Here is an 18,758-nt window from a genome sequence, read left to right as displayed (position 1 = left end):
GACGCTACTCTCGTCGATGCGTTCTCGCCGACCGATTCCGAGCGCGATTCGTTCACGCATCGGAAACGCTCACGGGGAGTTCGGCGGGTAGCGTTACTGCAACTGTCGACGCGGCTCGTGGCAAGATTTAACACCTCCTACAATAGTGGATGTGGCATGGGCGAGCTAGAGATACGAGACCTCACGAAGGTGTTCCACGACGACGGCGGCGACATCGTCGCGGTCGATTCGTTCGACGCGGAGATCGAGGACGGCGAGTTCGTCGTCCTCGTCGGGCCGTCGGGCTGTGGCAAATCGACGACGCTGCGGATGATCGCCGGGTTGGAGAACCCCACGGAGGGGGAAGTCGTCCTCGACGGCGAGGACGTCACCGAGAAGAAACCCAAGTCGCGCAACATGGCGATGGTGTTCCAGAGCTACGCGCTGTACCCCCACATGACGGCCCGCGAGAACATGGCCTTCGGGCTGAAGATGACGACGGACCTCTCGAAGGACGAGATATCCGACCGGGTCCAGAACGCGGCCGACATGATGGGTATCGGCGGACTCCTCGATAAGAAGCCCGACGAGCTATCCGGCGGCCAGCAACAGCGCGTCGCGCTGGGTCGGGCCATCGTCCGCGAACCCGAGGTGTTCCTGATGGACGAACCGCTGTCGAACCTGGACGCGAAGCTCCGCACGCAGATGCGGACCGAACTCCAGGAACTCCAGCAGGAGTTCGGCGTGACGACTATCTACGTCACCCACGACCAGACCGAGGCGATGACGATGTCCGACCGCATCGCCGTGCTCGACGACGGCCGACTCCAGCAACTCGGAACCCCGTTAGAGTGTTACCACGAACCGGCCAACCGCTTCGTCGCGGGGTTCATCGGGTCACCCTCGATGAACTTCTTCGACGTCGAACTCGACACCTCGGGGGCGACGCCGACGCTCGTCCACGACGCCTTCGAGTACGAGCTCGACGACGACGTCTACGCCGACGTCGAGGGCCACGGCCCGCGGCTCACGCTCGGTATCCGCCCGGAGGACGTGAAAGCGGTGCCGGAGGGGACGCACAACGCCATCTCGCCGACGGTGAAGGTCACCGAACCGCTCGGCGACGTGAGCTACGTCTACCTCGACATCGGCGGCGAGCAGTACACTGCGACGCTGGAGGGCGACATCGTCATCGAGTCCGGTCGCACGCTCACCGTGCAGTTTCCCCAGGACCGCATCCACCTCTTCGACGGCGAGACCGGCGAGGCGCTGCGGAACCGTGCGCCCCCGGACAGCGACGACGTGGCGGCGCTGGCCGGCCTCGACGACGTCAACGGCGTCGAGATCGGCGTCGAGTGACCGGCGGCGGTCCGTCGGAGACCGCGGAGCTTCTCAGTCGAAGCGGAGAGAAGAAGCGGTAGTCGGACTGGAAATCAGCGAAGCGTCGGCAGGTACGCCTCGTTCTTCGCGAGCAGTTCCTCGGTCATCTCGTGGATCTCGGGCAGCGTCAGTTCGGCCGCCGTCAGCGGGTCCTGCTTGACGGCCCGGTGGATCTTCTCGCGGTCGTTCTCCAGCGCGCCCTCGACGACGAGCTGCTGGACGGCGACGTGTTGCTGGGGGAAGGTCCGGATCGACTTCGGGAGTTCGCCGACCGAACACGGCCGGAGACCGGTGCCGTCGACGAGGACGGGGACTTCGACGCAGGCGTCGGTCGGCAGGGACTCGATGGCGTTCGTCTCGTTGCTGACGTTGAGGTTCAGCCGACGGGTGGTGTCCGTCTCCAGGGAGTGGATGAGCCGAGAGGCGTACTCCTCGGAGCGCTCGACGCCCACTTCGTCCAGATCGACGTCCAGTTCCGGGTCGTCGCGCTCCTCGGAGCGGGCCTGCCACCCTTCGAGGTACGTCCCGGTGGGCATCCGCTCGGCGAAGTCCGTCCCGGTCATCTCCTCGATGGTGTCCTCGTCGGTCCGGAAGTAGGGGACGTACTCGGACATGTGATGCGAGGACTCCGTCGGGAAGTAGCCGAAGTGCTTCATCATCTCGAAGCGGACGGTGTCGCGCTCGTAGGTCTCCTCGTCGTCGTAGGCCTCTCGGAGGTCGGGATAGACGCTCTCCCCGCCGTGTTTGGCTTCGAGGAACCACGCGACGTGGTTGACGCCGGCGACCCAGTACTCCAGTTCGTCTCCGGGGACGCCGGCGTAGTCGGCGATGGCCTCGGCGGTGTGGGGGACGCTGTGGCAGAGGCCGACCGTCTCGATATCGGTGGCCTCGAACATCGTCTGACAGAGGATCGACATCGGGTTCGTGTAGTTCAACAGGAGGGCGTCGGGACACAGCTCCTCCATGTCGCTCGCGATATCGAGCATCGTCGGGATGGTCCGGAGGCCCCGGAAGATGCCGCCCGGCCCGATCGTGTCGCCGATGGCCTGCTTCACGCCGTACTTCTCGGGGACGCGGATCTCGTTTTCGAACGGTTCGGTGCCGCCGACGTTGATCATGTTCATGACGTAGTCGGCACCGTCGAGCGCGTCGACGCGGTCGGTCGTCGACTCGATGGTGGCGTCTAGGTCCTCGTTTTCGACCATCGCCTCGGCGATGCGTGTCGTCTGTTCGAGTCGATGCTCGTCTACGTCCATCAACGCGATGGTACTGTCGTTCAGTTCGTCGAACGAGAGGATGTCCCCCACGAGTTTCGTGGCGAACACCATACTACCCGCTCCGACGAAGGCGATCTTCGGCATACAGGATGTGCGTTTCGGACAGCGAGTGATAAATCTACTGGATAATGACAACAACTACCACGGGTTGTCAACGGTCTTTGGGGGAAAATTATAAATGGGGGTAGTCCAATGTCCACGCTAGGGTTCGCCTCATGTCAGACAGTAGTTCCCCTGGACTCAGCAGACGCTCGCTCGTGAAAGCCATCGGCGTCGGAGCCACCGCCGGACTCGCCGGCTGTGGTGGCGGCGGCGACGGTGCGGCCGACGAGATGGGTGCCGACGGCGGAAGCGGGAGCGGTACCGGCACCGAGGGTAGCGGCGGCGGCGGAAGCGGCAACTACGTCCTCTTCTGGAACTACGCCTTCCCGAACGATGGGTCGCCGCCCGTCTGGAAAGAGACGTTCCAGGAGAACTTCAAGCAGCGCTCGGACACACCCCTCGAGATGGGCCGGTTCTCCTACGAGGACCTCCGACAGAAGTTCCTCACCGGCGCTCGGACCGGCAAGCCGGACGCCATCGAGGGGGTCCTGAGCCACCTCACCGAATACGTCAAGGCGGGCCACCTCACTGCATTGGGCGACTGGGCCGAGGGGCTGGAGTTCTACGACGGCTACGTCGACAGCACCATCGAGGCCCTGACCTACCGCGGGAAACTGTACGGCCTCCCGTACAACGGGAACGCTCGCGCGTTCATCACTCGGAAGGACGTCCTCGACGAACTCGGTCAGGACGTCCCCCAGTCGGCCTCGGCGTTCCACGAGGTCGGCCGGATGATAAACAGCGAGTACGACGACATGTGGGCCTACCACAACTGCACCAAGGACGGCAGCGTCCGGGCGTTCCAGGAGTGGATGTCCCACGTCTATCAGCACACCGACCAGCTGTACGTCCCCGACGGCGAGTCCTGGAAGCTCAACGTCGAGGCCGACGCGCTCGGACAGATATTCGACAACTGGTACTACCAGATCTACGCCGCCGAGGACCCGGTCGGCAACCCCGACCAGCTCGGAACCGGGTGGCAGGTCAACGACCCCGGCTACATCAACGGGAACTTCGCGTTCATCGAGTGCGGGACGTGGCTCCGCTCGTGGACCACCGGCGACAACATCAACGACAGCGAACTGGCCGAGAAGATCCTGAACGAGCGGACGCGGGTGGCCCACCTGCCTCGGGGCGAAGGTGCCTCGAAGGGGACCTTCCTCGAAGTCAAGCCGGTGATGGTCAACAGTCACTCCGACCAGCAGGAGGCAGCGAAGGAAGTCGTGGCGTCGTTCGCCTCGCCGTCCACGCTGAAAGCGATGGGCGAGGACGCGAAGGGGAACGGCATGACGCCGGTCCACGAAGACGTGGAATCGACCATCACCAACGAGAGCTGGCGGCCGTTCACTGACGTCTTCGAGACGGGTCGCGCGCTGGCGAAGATCGGCTGGGGGCCGGTCCGGCAGCCGTTCTACAAGCACATGCAGGAAGTCGCCTACGGCAGAACCGACCCGTACAAGGCCGGCAAACAGTTCCACGACGAGCTGAAGAACCTCGAAAGCGAGCTCTGAGCGTCCGATGGCAACGAGCACCGACACCGGCCCGACGGCTGGCGGCTACGTCGAGGAGTTCCGGTCGTTCCTCGAGGAGACGTGGCTGGGCTACGCGCTGGTCCTCCCCGCGGTCGTCCTGATGGGCGTCATCATCATCTTCCCGACGCTCCGGGGGATCCAGTTGGCCTTCTTCGAGGCGTCGCTGTTGAACCCCGAGCAACAGACGTTCGTCGGATTACAGAACTTCGCGCAGATGTTCGCCGACGCGACGTTCCAGTCGGCGCTGTGGCACACGGTGTTGCTGACCTCGATAGCCGTCTCGCTGCAGTACCTGCTCGGGCTGGGTCTCGCGCTGGCGCTCAAAGAGAAGGTTCCCGGCGCGGGGCTGTTCCGAAGCCTGTCGATGATCACGTGGGTGTTACCCATCATCGTGATGGTCATCATCTTCCGATTCCTGACTCAGACCGGGTTCGGCCCGGTCAACGTCATCCTCGACAGCCTCGGAATGGAGACGGCCGCGTGGTTCGGCCGGCCGGGCGTGGCGTTCCCGCTCGTCGTGCTGATGCACGTCTGGCGGAACACGCCGTTCTACGCCATCGCGCTGCTGGCGGCGATGAAGTCGATCCCGGAGACCCAGTACGAGGCCGCGCGGCTCGACGGGGCCGGTCCGCTCCAGCGGTTCCGCTACATCACGCTCCCGCAGATCTCGTACGTGTCGATGATCATGATCGTGTTGCACGTCATCTTCACGTTCAACAACTTCGACATCGTCTTCCTCTCGACGGGGGGCGGCCCGCTGGGCAACACCGAGGTGCTCGCGACGTACATCTACAAACAGGCCTTCCAGCAGTACGCGATGGGCTACGCCGCGAGCATCGGCGTCGTGATGCTGCTCATCATGATGGCCTTCACCGTCGTGTACGCCACCCTGGAGGCGCGTGACTGATCATGGCAACTGACACGCAATCGCAAGCACGTTCGACGGATCGCTCCCTTTCGGACCGACTGGACGCGTGGCTCGCGGAGGACATGTCGCCCAAGCGCGCGCTGGGCGTGTACGCCGTCCTCGGCGTCTACATGTCGTTCCTGCTGCTCCCGGTGGCGTACATGGTCATGGCGACGTTCACGTCGCCGGACTTCCTCTACTCGCCGCGGCTGGTGCCGGCGCTGAGCGAACTGACGCTCCAGAACTACGTCGCCATCCTCTCGACCGGGCTGTTCCAGCAGTACTTCATCAACTCCACCATCGTCGCCACCGCGACGACGGCGATCACGCTGGTCGTCGGGACGCTGGCGGCGTACTCGATGTCCCGGTTCGAGTACCCCGGTCGGAGCGGCCTGCTGTTCACCTTCCTGGGGACGCAGATGCTGCCGCGGGTGCTCATCCTCATCCCCTTCTTCCTGGTGATGTTCTCGCTGAACCTCATCGACTCGCTGCTGGGCATCGTCATCGCCCACTCCGTGCTGGGAATCCCGCTGGGAACGTGGCTGCTCAAAGGCTACTTCGACGACATTCCGGAATCCCTCGACGAGGCCGCGAAGATGGACGGCTGCTCGCATCTGGACATCCTCGGGCGCATCATCGTCCCGATGTCGCTGCCGGGCATCACCGTCGCGGGGTTCTACACCTTCATCCTCTCGTGGAACGACTTCCTGTTCGTCTCCATCCTCTCACAGACGGCGGCGACCCGGACCCTGCCGTTCGGCTTGCAGCTGTTCCAGTCGCAGAACACCGTCGCGTGGGAGCTGCTGTTGACGGCCGCGACGGTCACGATGATCCCCGTCGTCGTGCTGTTCGCGGTGTTCCAGCACTGGATCGTCGAGGGGCTCGCGAGCGGCGGCATGAAGGGTACCTGACGGGGACCGCACGAACCCTCTTGTTTCGCTTCGCATTCGGATAGTCTCGAACTGCGTACCATTTCGAGCTATCTACCCCTCTCTTAGATAGAATTATTTTCTCGATGCGATTTCGGGAGCTAAATATCGGCGAGGTGGAACTAAAACGCCAAAACGACCTTCGATATTCTCATCCAATGTAGGTCGAGCGTAATGTGTGGCCGAATCCGCCATATTTGAATCTAAACTCACCAGGCTGTTCTCCGTCACCTCGATAGGTCGAGTAACAGCGCCGCCGCTCGCCGGCCGAGAAAAATGGGAGAAATCCGGCGTCAGAACGGCGCTTCGGGGCCTTCGTCGTCGCCGCCGACGTCGCCACCGCGGGAGTCGCCGCCGGGGAACGAGGGGTTCATGCCGCTACCGCCGGCCATGCCCTCCTGCTGTTCCATCCCGGTGCGCGCGACGACCTCCTCGATCTCGGGGATTTCCTTGGTCATGCGCGTCTTGATTGCCTGGATGGTCATCGGGGAGATGCCACAGCCCGAGCAGGCACCGCCCAGCCGGATGGTGACGCTGCCTTCCTCGCGGTCGATCTCCTCGATAGCCGCGCTGCCGCCGTGCATCTGAATCTGCGGGAAGTTCCGGCGCAGGAAGTTCGTGATGCGCTCGCGCAGGTCGTCCGCCTCCTCTGTCTCCGTGCTCATGGTGACTCTAGGTCGGGGCCGGGGAGACATAGACCTTTGGACTAGGGGCCCGGGGGACCGCTCGGAGGGCCAGAACTTGCTGGGTCAACTTTGATACCGTTGCCTGACGCTAGTGTGTATATGGATGACACGGGAGCGCCGATGCGGCACTTTCAGGTCCCCGACCGCGAGGACCTCCCCGACGACGTGCGAGAGCGAATCGACGAGGAGACCGACCGCGCGGGCTTCACGCCCAACGTCTTCCGAGCGATGGCCTATCGCCCCTCGCACTTCCGGGCGTTCTTCGAGTACCACGACGCGCTCGTCGAGGACACGGAACTCGAACGCGCGGAGATAGAGATGATCATCGTCGCGGTCAGCGGCGACAACCACTGCCTGTACTGCGTCGTCGCTCATGGCGCGCTCCTCCGGATCCACGCCGAGGCCCCGCGGCTGGCCGAACAGGTCGCCACGAACCACCGCACGGCCGACATCAACGAGGCCCACGAGGCGATGCTCGACTTCGCGGTGAAACTGACCGAACACCCGGCCGCGGTAGACGAGAGCGACCTCGAACGACTGGAAGAGTACGGCTTCAGCCGGCGCGCCGTCTGGGACATCGGCAGCGTCGCCGCCTTCTTCAACCTCTCGAACCGATTGGCGCAACTCGCGGATATACGGCCGAACGAGGAGTTCTACGACCTCGGGCGCGACGCCGACGAGTAGGCGCTGACCGCCGTTACTCCACCGCGATTCCGCCCTTCATCCCCAGCGAGAGATGGGGTTCGCAGTGGTACAGCACGACGCCCGGTTCCTCCAGCGTCCGGGTGTACTTCACGCCGGAACCGCCCGTCGGCTCGCCCGAACTGAACTCGTAGTCGGACTCGCCGAGTTGCTCCTCGGGCAGCGCTTCGACGTTGTGCGGGTTCCCCTCACCGGTCCAGTTCCAGCGGATCTCCGTGCCCGTCGAGACGACGACTGCGGACGGGGCGTACGCGAAGTTCCCGTCGTTGCCCTCCGCACCCACGTCGACGGTGAGGCTGGCGTTGTCGCGGTGGTCGGTCAGCGACCCGTCGTACGTGTCGTCCGCGCCGCCGATTTCCGTCTCGGTCAACCACTCGTCGACGTTGGGGTAGTCTTCGGCGGAAATCGAGCCGTCGCCGCTTCCGCCTCCACCGTCGCCACCATCACTTCCACCGCCGCCGCATCCGGCCACGCCGACGGCACCGACGACGGCCGCTGTCTGCAGTACCTGACGACGAGAGACAGCGAATACTGTCATATGTTCACATTGGATATGCTGGTCGATAGTTACACCCTTCTTATTGGCTCTCGATCTCGCTACCGGACTCCGTAGCTGCCGGCCGATAAGGCCGGCTTATCGGTTTCTTGCCTGTGTGTAACTAATCCCGCGATGGACTGACGGTCCCCCATGGGCTGGATTTCGCCGTCTCGCTTACTCCTCTCTCTCGCGTTCGCGCTGATGATCGTTGGCGCGACGCCGGTGGCAACCGCGACACACCACGGCGTGGTTATGGCGGACCAGTCGCCCACCTTCCAGGTCGACTCGGAAACGCCGACTGACGGGACGGCCACGGAGGAACCGACGGCGACCGACGACGGAGCCACCGAGACGGAAACCGAAACCGACAGTCCGGAAACGGAGACGGATAGTCCCGAGACCGAGACGGCGACCGAAGATCCGACGGCAGAATCGGAGACGACTGCCGACGAGATCACCGAGACAGAGAGTGAGACCGAAAGCGGCGACGGAGACGAAGCGGACGAAACCGAGACGGACGACGGCGGGATCGGGTCGCTCATCGACGAGTTGCTGTCGCCCACCGACGAGGAGGGGACGCGGGAAGCGACCGAGACGGAGACGACCGAAGCCGAGACGGCAACTGCAGAATCCACGGCGGAGCCGGTGACGGAGGAGGCGACCGAGGAAGAGACGGTTCCCGAGGAGCCGACCGAGGAAGAGACGGTTCCCGAGGAGCCGACCGAGGAAGATACCGAGACCGAGACTGCCACGGAAGAGCCGACCGAGGAAGACACCGAGACCGAGACTGCCACGGAAGAGCCGACCGAGGAAACTACTGAAGCAGAGACGCAAACCGAGGAGCCGACCGAGACGGAGACCGAAACAGCGGAAGCGGCCACCGAAGCGGCGACGACCGACGAGGCGGACGATCCACAGACCGAGACCGACGAGGCGGACGAAGCGGACGAAACCGAGACGGAGCCGCCCTCTTCGACTCCCGGGCTTCCGCCGCTCCTGTCGCCGATATTCGACCAGCCCGCGACGCCCGAACCGACGGCGACACCGGAGCCAACGGCGACGCCGACACCCGAACCGACTGCGACGCCCACGGCGACAGCTACGCCGGAGCCGACCGCCACGCCGACACCCGAACCGACTGCGACGCCCACGGCGACGCCAACGCCGACAGCTACGCCGGAGCCGACCGCCACGCCGACACCGACGGCTACGCCGACGCCCACGGTCACTCCGGAGCAAACACCGACGCCGACGCCCGAACCCACCGCGACGCCGACGTCGACAGCCACGCCAGAGCCAACTGCAACGCCGACCCCCGAGCCGACGGCTACCCCCTCGCCGACGCCCACGGCCACCCCGACCCCAGACGACTCGGGTGACGACGCCGATGCGGACGCCGGATCGGTATCGAGCGACGACGACGGAGCGAGCGACGAGAGCGGCGGAGACAGCGGCCCGAGGTACGGCAACCCGCCCGACGAGCGCGACTCGTCGACCCTGCTCGTCACGCAGTCACAGACGGGTGACGGCCTCAGATTCACCGTCCGGAACGCCGCGGTCGGAACGACGGTGACGCCCGACTTCCGGGCGGACGGGCAGTCCGCGGTCGCCGTCTCCGGTATGCGCGTCACCTTCGCGGTGGAACGAGAACGCGTTCAGTCGACGGTGGGAGCGGCGCGGGCGGATTCGGGCGCGCTTCCGTCGGTCGCCCGTGGTGACGTGCTGGGGTACGTCCCGGTCGAGACGGGTGCCGACGACGAGGCGGTCCGGAGCGTCGACGTCGCGGTTCGGGTCGACGAGTCGGCCCTCCCCACCGATCGCTCGCGCGACAGCGTCGCGCTGTACCGATACGCCAACGGGTCGTGGCAGCCGCTGGAGACGACCTACGACGCCGACGCGGGACAGTATCGCGCGACCGCCGACGGTCTCTCCTCGCTGGCGGTCGTCTCGCTCGCGCCGGGCGAGGTGAGCGTCGTCGAGACGACCAGCCCGCCGGACTGGGCCCGATCGGGCTACGAAACGAGTATCGTGGCGACCGTCGAGAACCCCGGCGACCGCCCGGCGAACCGGACGCTGACCGTCACCGTCGACGGCGAGGCGGTCGCCGCTCGTAACGTCTCGCTCGCGCCCGGCGAGCGCAAGGACGTGACGCTGGAGTTCCCGGCGACGGAGGGGACCGTCGCCGTCGAGGGCGTCGAGGCGGGCCGGATGCGCGTCGGCGAGAGCGACGACTGGGACCGGAATCCCGGCACCGGACTGACGGAAGGTGACGGCCCCGGCTTCGACCTCGGGCTGGCGGCGCTGGCGTTCGTCGCGCTCGTCCTCGTCGGCGTCGTCGCGCGGGTGCGTCGGGCGGTTCGCTGAACCGGTGAATCCCCGCCAGCGGGTCGCTCACTTCTCCGTCTCGTAGGGCTCGCCCACGGCGGCGGGCATCCGCGTGTAGCCGACGGCGGCGAGCACCACCAGCACGGCGACGTAGGGGAACAGCTCGGTGATGCTGCCCGGGAGCGCGATGCCGATGGTCTGGAGCTGGATCTGGAGCATCTCCATCGCGCCGAACAGCAGCGCCGCGCCGAACGCGCCGACCGGGTTGTAGTTGCCGAAGAGGTACGCGACGATGGCGATCCAGCCCCGCCCGTCGACCATCGTCACGCCGGTTCCCGTGAAGCCGCTGCCGATGCCGATGGAGAGGACGGCACCGCCCAGCCCCGCCATCGCGCCGGAGAAGATAACCGTGGCGTAGCGGACGCGGTTGACGGAGACGCCGGCGGTGTCGAGCGCCTGCGGGTTCTCGCCGGCGGCTTGCACCCAGTAGCCGTAGCGGGTGCGATAGAGGACGACCCACGCCGCGGCGGTGAGAAACAGCGTGAGCCACAGCAGCGGCGAGGAGTCGAAGACCAGTCGCCCGAGCACCGGAATTTCGGCGAGGACCGGGACGGTGATCGCGTCGACGTTCGGCAGCGACGGACTGGAGACGCCGCCCCAGATGACCGTCGCGGTGAACGGCCCGAACCCGAGCGCGACGAACCAGACCGCCAGCCCCGCGACGATCTGGTCGGCCCGATAGCGGATAGTCAACAGCGCGTAGACGACGGTGAGCAGCGCGCAGACGAGTACCGCGACGAGGATGCCGAGCCAGAGGTGCGCCTGCGTGACCGCACCTTCACCGGAGGCGATCGAGGCGGTGGCGGCGGCCGCCAGCGCGCCGAATATCATGAACCCCTCCAGCCCGATGTTGAACACGCCGCTCTTCTCGGCGTAGAGACCCCCGATGGCCGCCAGCGCGATGGGGATGGCCGCCTGCAAGGCACGCTGTGCGGCCCCGACGGTGAGCAGTTCCGCCCCGGGGAGATCGAGCAGGGTCGCCACGCCGCCGACGACGAACAGGACCAGCAGGCCGACGCCGACGGTGACGCGGACGGGGTTCGCGTACTCCGTGACGCTCACTCCTCGTCACCTCCGAGGCCGGTCCGCCGGCCGGCCATCCGAAACAGCTCCGGCGTGGCGACGAACAGGACGACGAGGCCGACGACGCCGTCGACCAACTGACGGGGGACGTCGAGCGTGAAACCGATGTACTGCCCGCCGGCGTCGAGGCCGCCGAACAGCAGGGCGGCCGGGATGACGCCGAGCGGGTTGTTCGCGGCCAGTAAGCTCACCGCGATAGCGTCGAAGCCGAAGCGGGGGAACGTGCTCGGGTCGCTGTAGTACCCGAGGATCATGATGGCGAACATCGCGCCCGCGAGGCCCGCGACCATCCCCGAGAACGTCATCGTGAGGACGACGGTGCGCTTCGGGTCCACGCCGGCGTAGGCCGCGGCCGCCGCCTGGTGGCCGCTGGTGACGAGGTCGTAGCCGTAGCGGGTGCGACCGAGCACGAACGCGACGACGACGGCGGTCAGGAGAGCGACGCCCAGCCCGATGACCGAGAAAGAGCTACTGCCGAAGGCGAAGCCGGGGAGGTCGACGTACGACGGGAGTTGCTCGGTGTTCGGGGCCGACGCTCCCTCGGGCCGGAGGTGGCTGTCGACGAGGTAGAAGACGACGCCCGAGGCGATGAAGTTCAACATGATGGTCGTGATGACCTCGTTCGCGTCGGCGTAGGCCTTCATGACGCCCGGAATGGCGGCGTAGGCCCCGCCGACGAGCATCGCGGCGGCGGTGCCCAGTAGCATCAGGAGGACGCCGCCGACGACCCCGGTCGGCAGGAACGGCGCGAGGAAGAGGACGGTGACGACCGTGGCGAACCCGCCGACGACGAACTGTCCTTGGACGCCGATGTTGAACACGCCGGCCCGGAACGCGATGGCGACGGCCACGCCGGTGAGGAGGAGCATCGTCGTCTGCCGGAGCGTGAAGGCGACGTTGGAGATGGTCCCGAACGCGCCGTAGACGAGCGCCGTGACGAACTCGACGGCGTCGTAGCCCGACGCGGCGACGATCACGGCTCCCAAGAGGAGTGCCAGCAGCGTCGAGGCCACCGCGATGGCGAACCGCTCTAAGACGGAGGCGCGGACCATCCGGTCTGCGGCTCGGTCGAGCGTCGCCCTGACGTTTCCGCTATCGAGGCCGCTCACAGTTCGACCTCCCGGTCGCCGTCGCCCGACCGGTCGTCCGTCGGTGAGTCGCCGGTCATCAGTAGTCCGAGGTCGTGTTCGGTCACGTCGTCTGGGTCCACGACGTCGACGAACTGCCCCTCGTACATGACGGCGATGCGGTCCGAGAGCTTCTGGACCTCGTCGAGCTTCGAGGAGACGAGCAGGACCCCCATTCCGCGGTCGCGCATCTCAAGCAGCCGGTCGTGGATGAACTCGATGGAGCCGATGTCGACCCCGCGGGTCGGGTGCGAGGCCACGACGAAGGCGGGGTCGCGCTCTAGCTCCCGTCCGACGATGAACTTCTGCTGGTTCCCGCCGGAGAGCGACGCGGCCTCGGCCTCCCGGTCACTCGGCTGTACGTCGTAGGCGTCGATGATGTCGTCGGCGTGGTCGCGCACGGCGCTCCAATCGAGGAAGCCGCCGCGCTCGAAGGGGTCGAGCGTCTGATTGCCCAGTAGCGCGTTGCGTGCGAGGGTGTAGTCCTGTACGAGCCCCTCCTCCTGTCTGTCCTCGGGGACGTAGGCGATGCCGGACTCGATGCGGCGGCGGCGGCTCGTCTCGGTCACGTCGGTGCCCTCGAACGAAATAGATCCGCCATCGACCGATCTGAGGCCGACGAGCGCCTCGACGAGCTCGGACTGGCCGTTCCCCTCGACGCCGGCGATCCCCAGTACTTCCCCCTCGCGTATCTCGGCGTCGACGCCGCCGACCTGTTCGAGGTCGCGGTCGTCGCGCACGCGGAGGTCGTCCACGTCGACCAGCACGTCGCCGGGCGTCGTCTCGCGTTGTTCCACCTCGAACAACACGTCGCGGCCGACCATCATCCGCGCGAGTTCCTCGCGGGAGGTGGTCGCTGCGTCGACGGTACCGACCGCCTTCCCGTCCCGAAGCACCGTGATTCGATCGGCCGCCGTCATCGCCTCGTCGAGCTTGTGCGTGATAAAGATGAGCGAGCGCCCGCGGTCGGTGAGTTCGGCCATCACGTCGAACAGCGCGTCGACCTCCTGTGGGGTCAACACCGCCGTCGGCTCGTCGAGGACGAGCGTCTCCGCGCCCCGATAGAGGCTCTTGACGATCTCGACGCGCTGTTGGACGCCCACGCCGAGCTGCTCGACGCGCGTATCGAGGTACCGGTCGACGTCGAAGCCGTAGGTGTCACAGATGGCCTTCACGTCCTCGCGCGCACTGGCCTGGTCGACCAAGCCGCCGCTGGTCGGTTCCTGACCGAGCACGATGTTCTGAAGGACGGTCATCGTATCCACCAACTGGAAGTGTTGATGTATCATGCCGACACCGGCGTCGATGGCGTCCCGCGGCGAGGAGAAGCGGCGCTCCTCGCCGTGGACCGAGATAGTTCCCGCGTCCGGCCGGTAGAGCCCGTAGAGGACGCTCATCAGCGTGGTCTTTCCCGCGCCGTTCTCGCCGACGAGCGCGTGGACCGACCCCGATTCGACGGCGAGGTCGACGCCCTCGTTGGCGACGACGTCGCCGAACCGCTTGGTGATGCCGTCGAGTCGCACCGCGAACTGGCCCGCGTTTTCGGTTGTCATAGTGGTAGTAAAGGCGATAAATCGAGACAAGTGACCGCTTCAGTCCTGACAGCCACCGGCGGTACACGGGACCGTGATATCCCCGCCGACGATGGCCTGCTTCGATTCCTCTAAGTTCTGCGTGACGACGTCGGGGAGTTTCGGCCCGACGGCCTGCCCGAGGACCACCTCGACGGCGTCCTCTTCGAGGCCGAGGACGTTCGGCCCCTGCACGCTCTCCCAGTTGTCCTCGACGACGGCCTGTGCCACCTCGGCGGTGCCGCGGTTGATGTACTTCACCGCAGAGCCCATGATGACGTCCTGATAGTCCGGTAGCGTCACGGACTGGTCGGCATCGACGCCGACGGCGAACCGCTGGGCGTCCTGTGCGGCCTGGAAGACGCCCTGTCCGGCCGCCGCGGCGGCGTGGTAGACGATGTCCGCGCCCGCGTCGTACTGCGAGCTGGCGATGTTGTTCGCCGTCTGCGTGTCGGTGTAGTTGCCGATGTAGCCGACGCGGACGTCGACGTCCTCGTTCACCCACTCGGCCCCGGCGACGTACGAGCGCTCGAAGGCGTTGATGAGCGCGCCGTCGACGCCGCCGACGAAGCCGATGGTCGCGTTATCCGGGTTCAGCGTATTGCCTTCGTGGGACAGCTCTCGGGTGGTCATCGTCCCGGCGAGCACGCCGGCCTGGAAGGACATCTCGTGGTTCGCCCACGTGTAGCCGGCGACGTTCGGCTGTTCGACATGGGCGTTGATGAGCATCCACCGCTGGTCGGGGTACTCCTCGGCGTTGGTCTGGAGCGCCTGCGTGTGGTTGTAACTGACCAGCACGATGAGGTCGTAATCCGGATTCTGGCTCTCGGCGAGCCGCGACTGGACGGTGCCGTACTGGGACTGGTCGGTCTCCTCGACCTGCTGGAGTTCGATGTCGTACTCCTCGGCGGCGTTCTGCAAGCCCTCCAACGCGAGGTCGTTGAACGCCCGGTCCCCGAACCCCGCGGGACTGGAGACGATGGCGATGTTGGTGGTCCCACCGCTGCCGCCGTCGCCGGTGGAGGTCCCGTCGCCGGTTCCCGTGCCGTCACCGGCGGTACCGTCGCCGCCGTCACCGTTCCCGTCGCCCCCATCGCCCCCGTCTCCGTCGTCTGTGAGACAGCCGGCCAATCCCGCCGTGCCGAGGAGCGCCGCCCCGGACCGAAGGATCGTTCGCCGGTCGATCTCGTTCGCGGTCAGTCGCCGTCTGTACGCCGGTGTCGCCCGGTCGCCGTCAGTTGTTTCGTCGGTCATGGACCGTTCTGTACTACGGTTTTTAATTATGGTATATATTTCTTTGCCGAATGACACTACGTCGCGATCGGACCGTTCGCGAGGAAACGGAGCCGCGATGCCGTCGCCGAGAACTCGAAGAATACCGCTCGCTACGCGCTCACTCGTCGGTCACGACCGCTTCGCGGAGGCGGGCGACGGCGGTCAACACCGGGTGCGTCCACCCCTCGTCGCCGTAGAGGTACGAACAGAACTCGGTCCCCTCGAACTGCTGTAAGCCGTGCTGGAGGTGTCGCTGTCGCGCCGACATCACCGCGGTCAGTTCCGCGTCGAAGGACTCGCCGTACCACTCGGGGATCGTACAGCCGTCGAGTTCGTCGAGGAGGTCGATCAGGGCACGCTTCTGGTCGGCGAGCGCGTCCAGTTCGCGTTCGACGACTTCACAGAGGGCCGTCCGTCGCTCGACGCAGTCCTCGACGCTCGCGAGTACCAGTCGTTTCACCTGCGGGGAGAACTGGACGCCGCTCTCCGGGTCGAGCGCGCCGCCGATGTCCGGGCTGAGTTCGGCCGTGACGTTCTGGAGGAGCGGCTCGTCGTACACCTCGTCGTAGTGGTCGACGGTCATGACGGTCTCCCGGTACGCGGTCCGGACTTCGGCACAGGCGGTCGAACCGGACGACGACATCGACCACGACGGCGACTGGGTCGTCACGGTCTGGACGGGTTCGACGGCTTCCACTCGCTCGCGGAGCGCCGCAAACGCGTCGCGCTCGGCGGTCAACTCGGTGTGCTCGCGCGCGGCCATCGATTCGGCGGCGATCAGGGGTTCGAGGACGTACTCCCGCAACGAGTCGACGAACAGCAGGGAGTCGTCAGGGTCGGAGACAGCGGCCATACCAGTATGCTAGCCGGTAACAACAATAAGTCTTTTACATATCTCGGGGTCGTCCGGTGTTCGGCCGGGTGCATTTATATACTAGCGCGCGGCGACCGGTCGGTTCGGACCGCCGTCCGACACATTACTCTGTATTCGTGACGGAGGTAGAAAAAGCCGGTGCGGAGCCACATCCCGGCTGGTCGTCTCTGCGGAGGTGATCGACAGCGACGTCGATTCGCGACTTCTCTCCGTTTCTCGGTTACTGTCGTTCGTCTCACCGGTCTCTCGGTGATATTTTCTCTTCGAACCGGTCTCCGATCACATCGACCAGAGGTTCTAAAATATCCGGAGAGCGGTGGAAAAACTCGATACACCAGACTAATCTTTCTAGATGGCGGTATATAGTAGGAACAGGAGAGATACTATTGCGAGTGAAAACAGATTTTTGATGAGTATAATAGTTCTATATACAACTATCTGTGGCCATATAGGGTATTTTCGTATATACTTAGTGAATAATATTTCTGAAAGCCCAGAATTTCGGTCGAAATAGCCACATCTCGGACGATACGATCGTCTCGACGACGGTGGTCGCGAACCGTCCGGACGACGCGCCACGGAACGTTCACGTGAGTAAATACGATATGTGTGCTATCGAAACCTCTGTTCAGCATTGTAGGACACAGTTCCAAACTACCAGACGATCGTGTCTCTTCGTCGGCATCGCCGCCGATTCTTCGAAAGCGCGGTTTTCTATGAGTAGGCTGTCTGTGAAGCGTGTGAACGACGCTCACGAACTCTGGATAATTGGGGTACTTTTGTTATTCCGTCCGTTCAGTAATTTGGAACTCATTTTCCAGTCTACGGAAAACATCGCTCCGAAGGTGAACGATGGCTGCGGTAACGAGCTCAGGCCGATTCACTACGGATTGTCGATCGCATCCGCTGTCGACAAGAACGGGGAATACGGCGTTGACCGGGCGTGCCGAACCCGGTCAGTAGTTCAGATAGACCGTCTTACTGATGGTGTAAAAGTCCAGTCCGGCGTCGCCCTGCTCGCGGTAGGTCTCACTGGAGGACGCCTTCATGCCGCCGAAGGGGACGTGCAGTTCGAGACCGGTCGTCTTCTCGTTGGTCTTGACGACGCCGGCCTCAACCTCGCGGACGAACCGATGCGCCTCCCGCAGGTCGTCGGTGACGACGCTGGCGGAGAGACCCTGCGTCACGCCGTTGGCGACGTCGAGCGCGTCCTCGAAGCTCTCGACGGAGACGACGGAGAGGATCGGGCCGAACACCTCCTCCTGCGCGATCCGCATATCCGGCTCGACATCGGAGAAGACGGTCGGTTCGACGAAGTACCCGTCGGCCAGCTCGTCGTCGCCGAGCCGGTTTCCGCCCGTTTCGAGCGTCGCGCCCTCGTTCCGAGCGATATCGACGTAGTCGAGCGTGCCCGTCAGTTCGGCCTCGCTGACGTGGGGGCCCATATCGGGGTCGTCGATGCCGGGACCGACCGAGAGCGACTCGGCGTACTCGACGATGCGGTCGAGGAACTCCCCGTGGACGTCCTCGTGGACGATGGCTCGCGAACAGGCGGTGCAGGACTGCCCGGTCGTCCCGAACGCGCCGCCGCCGACGATATCGACCGCCTCGCCGACGTCGGCGCTGGGCATGACGACGGTGGGGTTCTTCCCGCCCATCTCCAACTGGACGCGCTTCTGGTCCGGCGCGGCGGCCTGATAGACGATGTCGCCGACGGTTTCGCTGCCGGTGAAGGAGACGGCGTCCACGCGGTCGTCGGTCGTGAGCACGCCGCCGACGGCGTCGCCCGGGCCGGTGACGAGGTTGCAGACGCCGTCGGGGAATCCGGCGTCGTCGAGGCAGCGCACGAGTTCGATGGCCGTGACCGCGCCCGCCGTCGCCGGTTTCAGGACGGCGGCGTTGCCGGTGGCGAGCGCGGGCGCGAGTTTCCAAGCCGGGATGGCGATGGGGTAGTTCCACGGCGTGATCGCCGAGACGATACCGACCGGCTCGCGGTCGACGTAGAGGTGACGTTCCCGGGCGCTGCTGGCTCTCACCTCGCCGCCGACGTCTGCGGCCTTGCTCGCGTAGTAGTGAAAGATGTCGAGCGCGCGCTGCAGTTCGCCCGCGGCCTCCGACCACGTCTTGCCCTCCTCGCGGACGAGCGTCTCAGTGATATCGTCCCGTCGGTCTTCGAGCAGCCCACCCGCCTCACGGAGGACCGCGCCGCGTTCCGGGCCCGGGGTCGCCGCCCACTCTCCGCTCGCGGCCGCCGCCGCGTCCACCGCCGCCGTCGCGTCGGCCGCCGTCGACCGCGGGACTTCGCCGACGACCTCGTCCGGTGCGGCCGGGTTCCGACTCGGCGTCGTCTCGCCCGACGCCGAGTCGCACCACTCTCCGCCGATGAAGTTCTGATACGCCATCACGTATCC

Annotated in this window: 15 protein-coding genes; 6 read left to right on the top strand and 9 right to left on the bottom strand. The window is 65.6% G+C overall.

Translation table 11 applies throughout. The annotated features are described in order from the left end of the window. Positions 1 to 156 precede the first annotated feature (156 nt). On the top strand, positions 157 to 1,338 hold the full coding sequence (locus tag GO488_RS12880) for an ABC transporter ATP-binding protein (protein WP_162318230.1): 1,182 nt from the start codon (positions 157 to 159) through the stop codon (positions 1,336 to 1,338). 74 nt (positions 1,339 to 1,412) lie between these two features. Here the strand turns inward: GO488_RS12880 and melA are convergent, their stop codons facing one another. Then, positions 1,413 to 2,720, bottom strand: a complete 1,308-nt coding sequence (gene melA, locus GO488_RS12875; protein ID WP_162318229.1) for an alpha-galactosidase — start codon at positions 2,718 to 2,720, stop codon at positions 1,413 to 1,415. 131 nt (positions 2,721 to 2,851) lie between these two features. Here melA and GO488_RS12870 point away from each other — a divergent pair, with 131 nt between their 5' ends. The 3 genes from GO488_RS12870 to GO488_RS12860 are packed head-to-tail and all read left to right on the top strand — an operon-like array spanning position 2,852 to position 6,088. Beyond that, positions 2,852 to 4,249 carry an ABC transporter substrate-binding protein gene (locus tag GO488_RS12870; protein ID WP_162318228.1) on the top strand — a complete coding sequence of 466 codons (1,398 nt, stop codon included), beginning with the start codon at positions 2,852 to 2,854 and terminating at the stop codon, positions 4,247 to 4,249. A 7-nt stretch (positions 4,250 to 4,256) separates the two neighbouring features. Continuing rightward, on the top strand, positions 4,257 to 5,177 hold the full coding sequence (locus GO488_RS12865) for a carbohydrate ABC transporter permease (protein WP_162318227.1): 921 nt from the start codon (positions 4,257 to 4,259) through the stop codon (positions 5,175 to 5,177). Between the two features lie 2 nt (positions 5,178 to 5,179). Beyond that, a complete protein-coding gene (locus GO488_RS12860) occupies positions 5,180 to 6,088 on the top strand; it encodes a carbohydrate ABC transporter permease (RefSeq protein ID WP_206674410.1) in 909 nt (302 codons plus the stop codon). Positions 6,089 to 6,399: 311 nt separating this feature from the next. Here GO488_RS12860 and GO488_RS12855 read toward each other — a convergent pair whose 3' ends face one another. Beyond that, complete coding sequence (locus GO488_RS12855) at positions 6,400 to 6,771, bottom strand: NifU family protein (protein ID WP_162318226.1); 372 nt, start codon at positions 6,769 to 6,771, stop codon at positions 6,400 to 6,402. 120 nt (positions 6,772 to 6,891) lie between these two features. Between GO488_RS12855 and GO488_RS12850 the strand changes: the two genes are divergently transcribed. After that, positions 6,892 to 7,476 carry a peroxidase-related enzyme gene (locus GO488_RS12850; protein WP_162318225.1) on the top strand — a complete coding sequence of 195 codons (585 nt, stop codon included), beginning with the start codon at positions 6,892 to 6,894 and terminating at the stop codon, positions 7,474 to 7,476. Between the two features lie 13 nt (positions 7,477 to 7,489). On the opposite strand, the gene GO488_RS12845 is transcribed toward GO488_RS12850, so the two are convergent. Further along, the gene (locus GO488_RS12845) at positions 7,490 to 8,032 is read right to left on the bottom strand and encodes a halocyanin domain-containing protein (RefSeq protein WP_162318224.1); all 543 of its coding nucleotides are present in this window, start codon (positions 8,030 to 8,032) and stop codon (positions 7,490 to 7,492) included. A 252-nt stretch (positions 8,033 to 8,284) separates the two neighbouring features. Between GO488_RS12845 and GO488_RS19840 the strand changes: the two genes are divergently transcribed. Further along, the gene (locus GO488_RS19840; protein WP_194242921.1) at positions 8,285 to 10,396 is read left to right on the top strand and encodes a hypothetical protein; all 2,112 of its coding nucleotides are present in this window, start codon (positions 8,285 to 8,287) and stop codon (positions 10,394 to 10,396) included. A gap of 27 nt (positions 10,397 to 10,423) precedes the next feature. Here the strand turns inward: GO488_RS19840 and GO488_RS12835 are convergent, their stop codons facing one another. The 6 genes from GO488_RS12835 to xacF all read right to left on the bottom strand — a co-directional run bounded on the left by GO488_RS12835 (position 10,424) and on the right by xacF (position 18,749). Next, positions 10,424 to 11,479 (bottom strand): ABC transporter permease, encoded by a 1,056-nt coding sequence (locus GO488_RS12835; protein ID WP_162318223.1) that lies wholly within the window; start codon positions 11,477 to 11,479, stop codon positions 10,424 to 10,426. Continuing rightward, positions 11,476 to 12,552, bottom strand: coding sequence for an ABC transporter permease (locus GO488_RS12830; protein ID WP_162318646.1), 1,077 nt, complete (start codon positions 12,550 to 12,552; stop codon positions 11,476 to 11,478). Before GO488_RS12830 ends, GO488_RS12835 begins: the two co-directional genes overlap by 4 nt. Before the next feature lie 53 nt (positions 12,553 to 12,605). Further along, a complete protein-coding gene (locus tag GO488_RS12825) occupies positions 12,606 to 14,180 on the bottom strand; it encodes an ABC transporter ATP-binding protein (RefSeq protein WP_162318222.1) in 1,575 nt (524 codons plus the stop codon). A gap of 39 nt (positions 14,181 to 14,219) precedes the next feature. Continuing rightward, entirely contained in the window at positions 14,220 to 15,452 is a 1,233-nt protein-coding gene (locus GO488_RS12820; protein ID WP_162318221.1) for a BMP family lipoprotein, read from the bottom strand. A gap of 139 nt (positions 15,453 to 15,591) precedes the next feature. Beyond that, positions 15,592 to 16,326 (bottom strand): DUF7260 family protein, encoded by a 735-nt coding sequence (locus GO488_RS12815; protein WP_162318220.1) that lies wholly within the window; start codon positions 16,324 to 16,326, stop codon positions 15,592 to 15,594. Between the two features lie 977 nt (positions 16,327 to 17,303). Then, positions 17,304 to 18,749, bottom strand: a complete 1,446-nt coding sequence (gene xacF / locus GO488_RS12810; RefSeq protein WP_162318219.1) for a 2,5-dioxovalerate dehydrogenase — start codon at positions 18,747 to 18,749, stop codon at positions 17,304 to 17,306. Positions 18,750 to 18,758: the final 9 nt, after the last annotated feature.

Source organism: Haloarcula limicola, assembly GCF_010119205.1.
Classification (GTDB): Archaea; Halobacteriota; Halobacteria; order Halobacteriales; family Haloarculaceae; genus Haloarcula; species Haloarcula limicola.
This window is presented reverse-complemented; position numbering and strand designations above follow the sequence as displayed.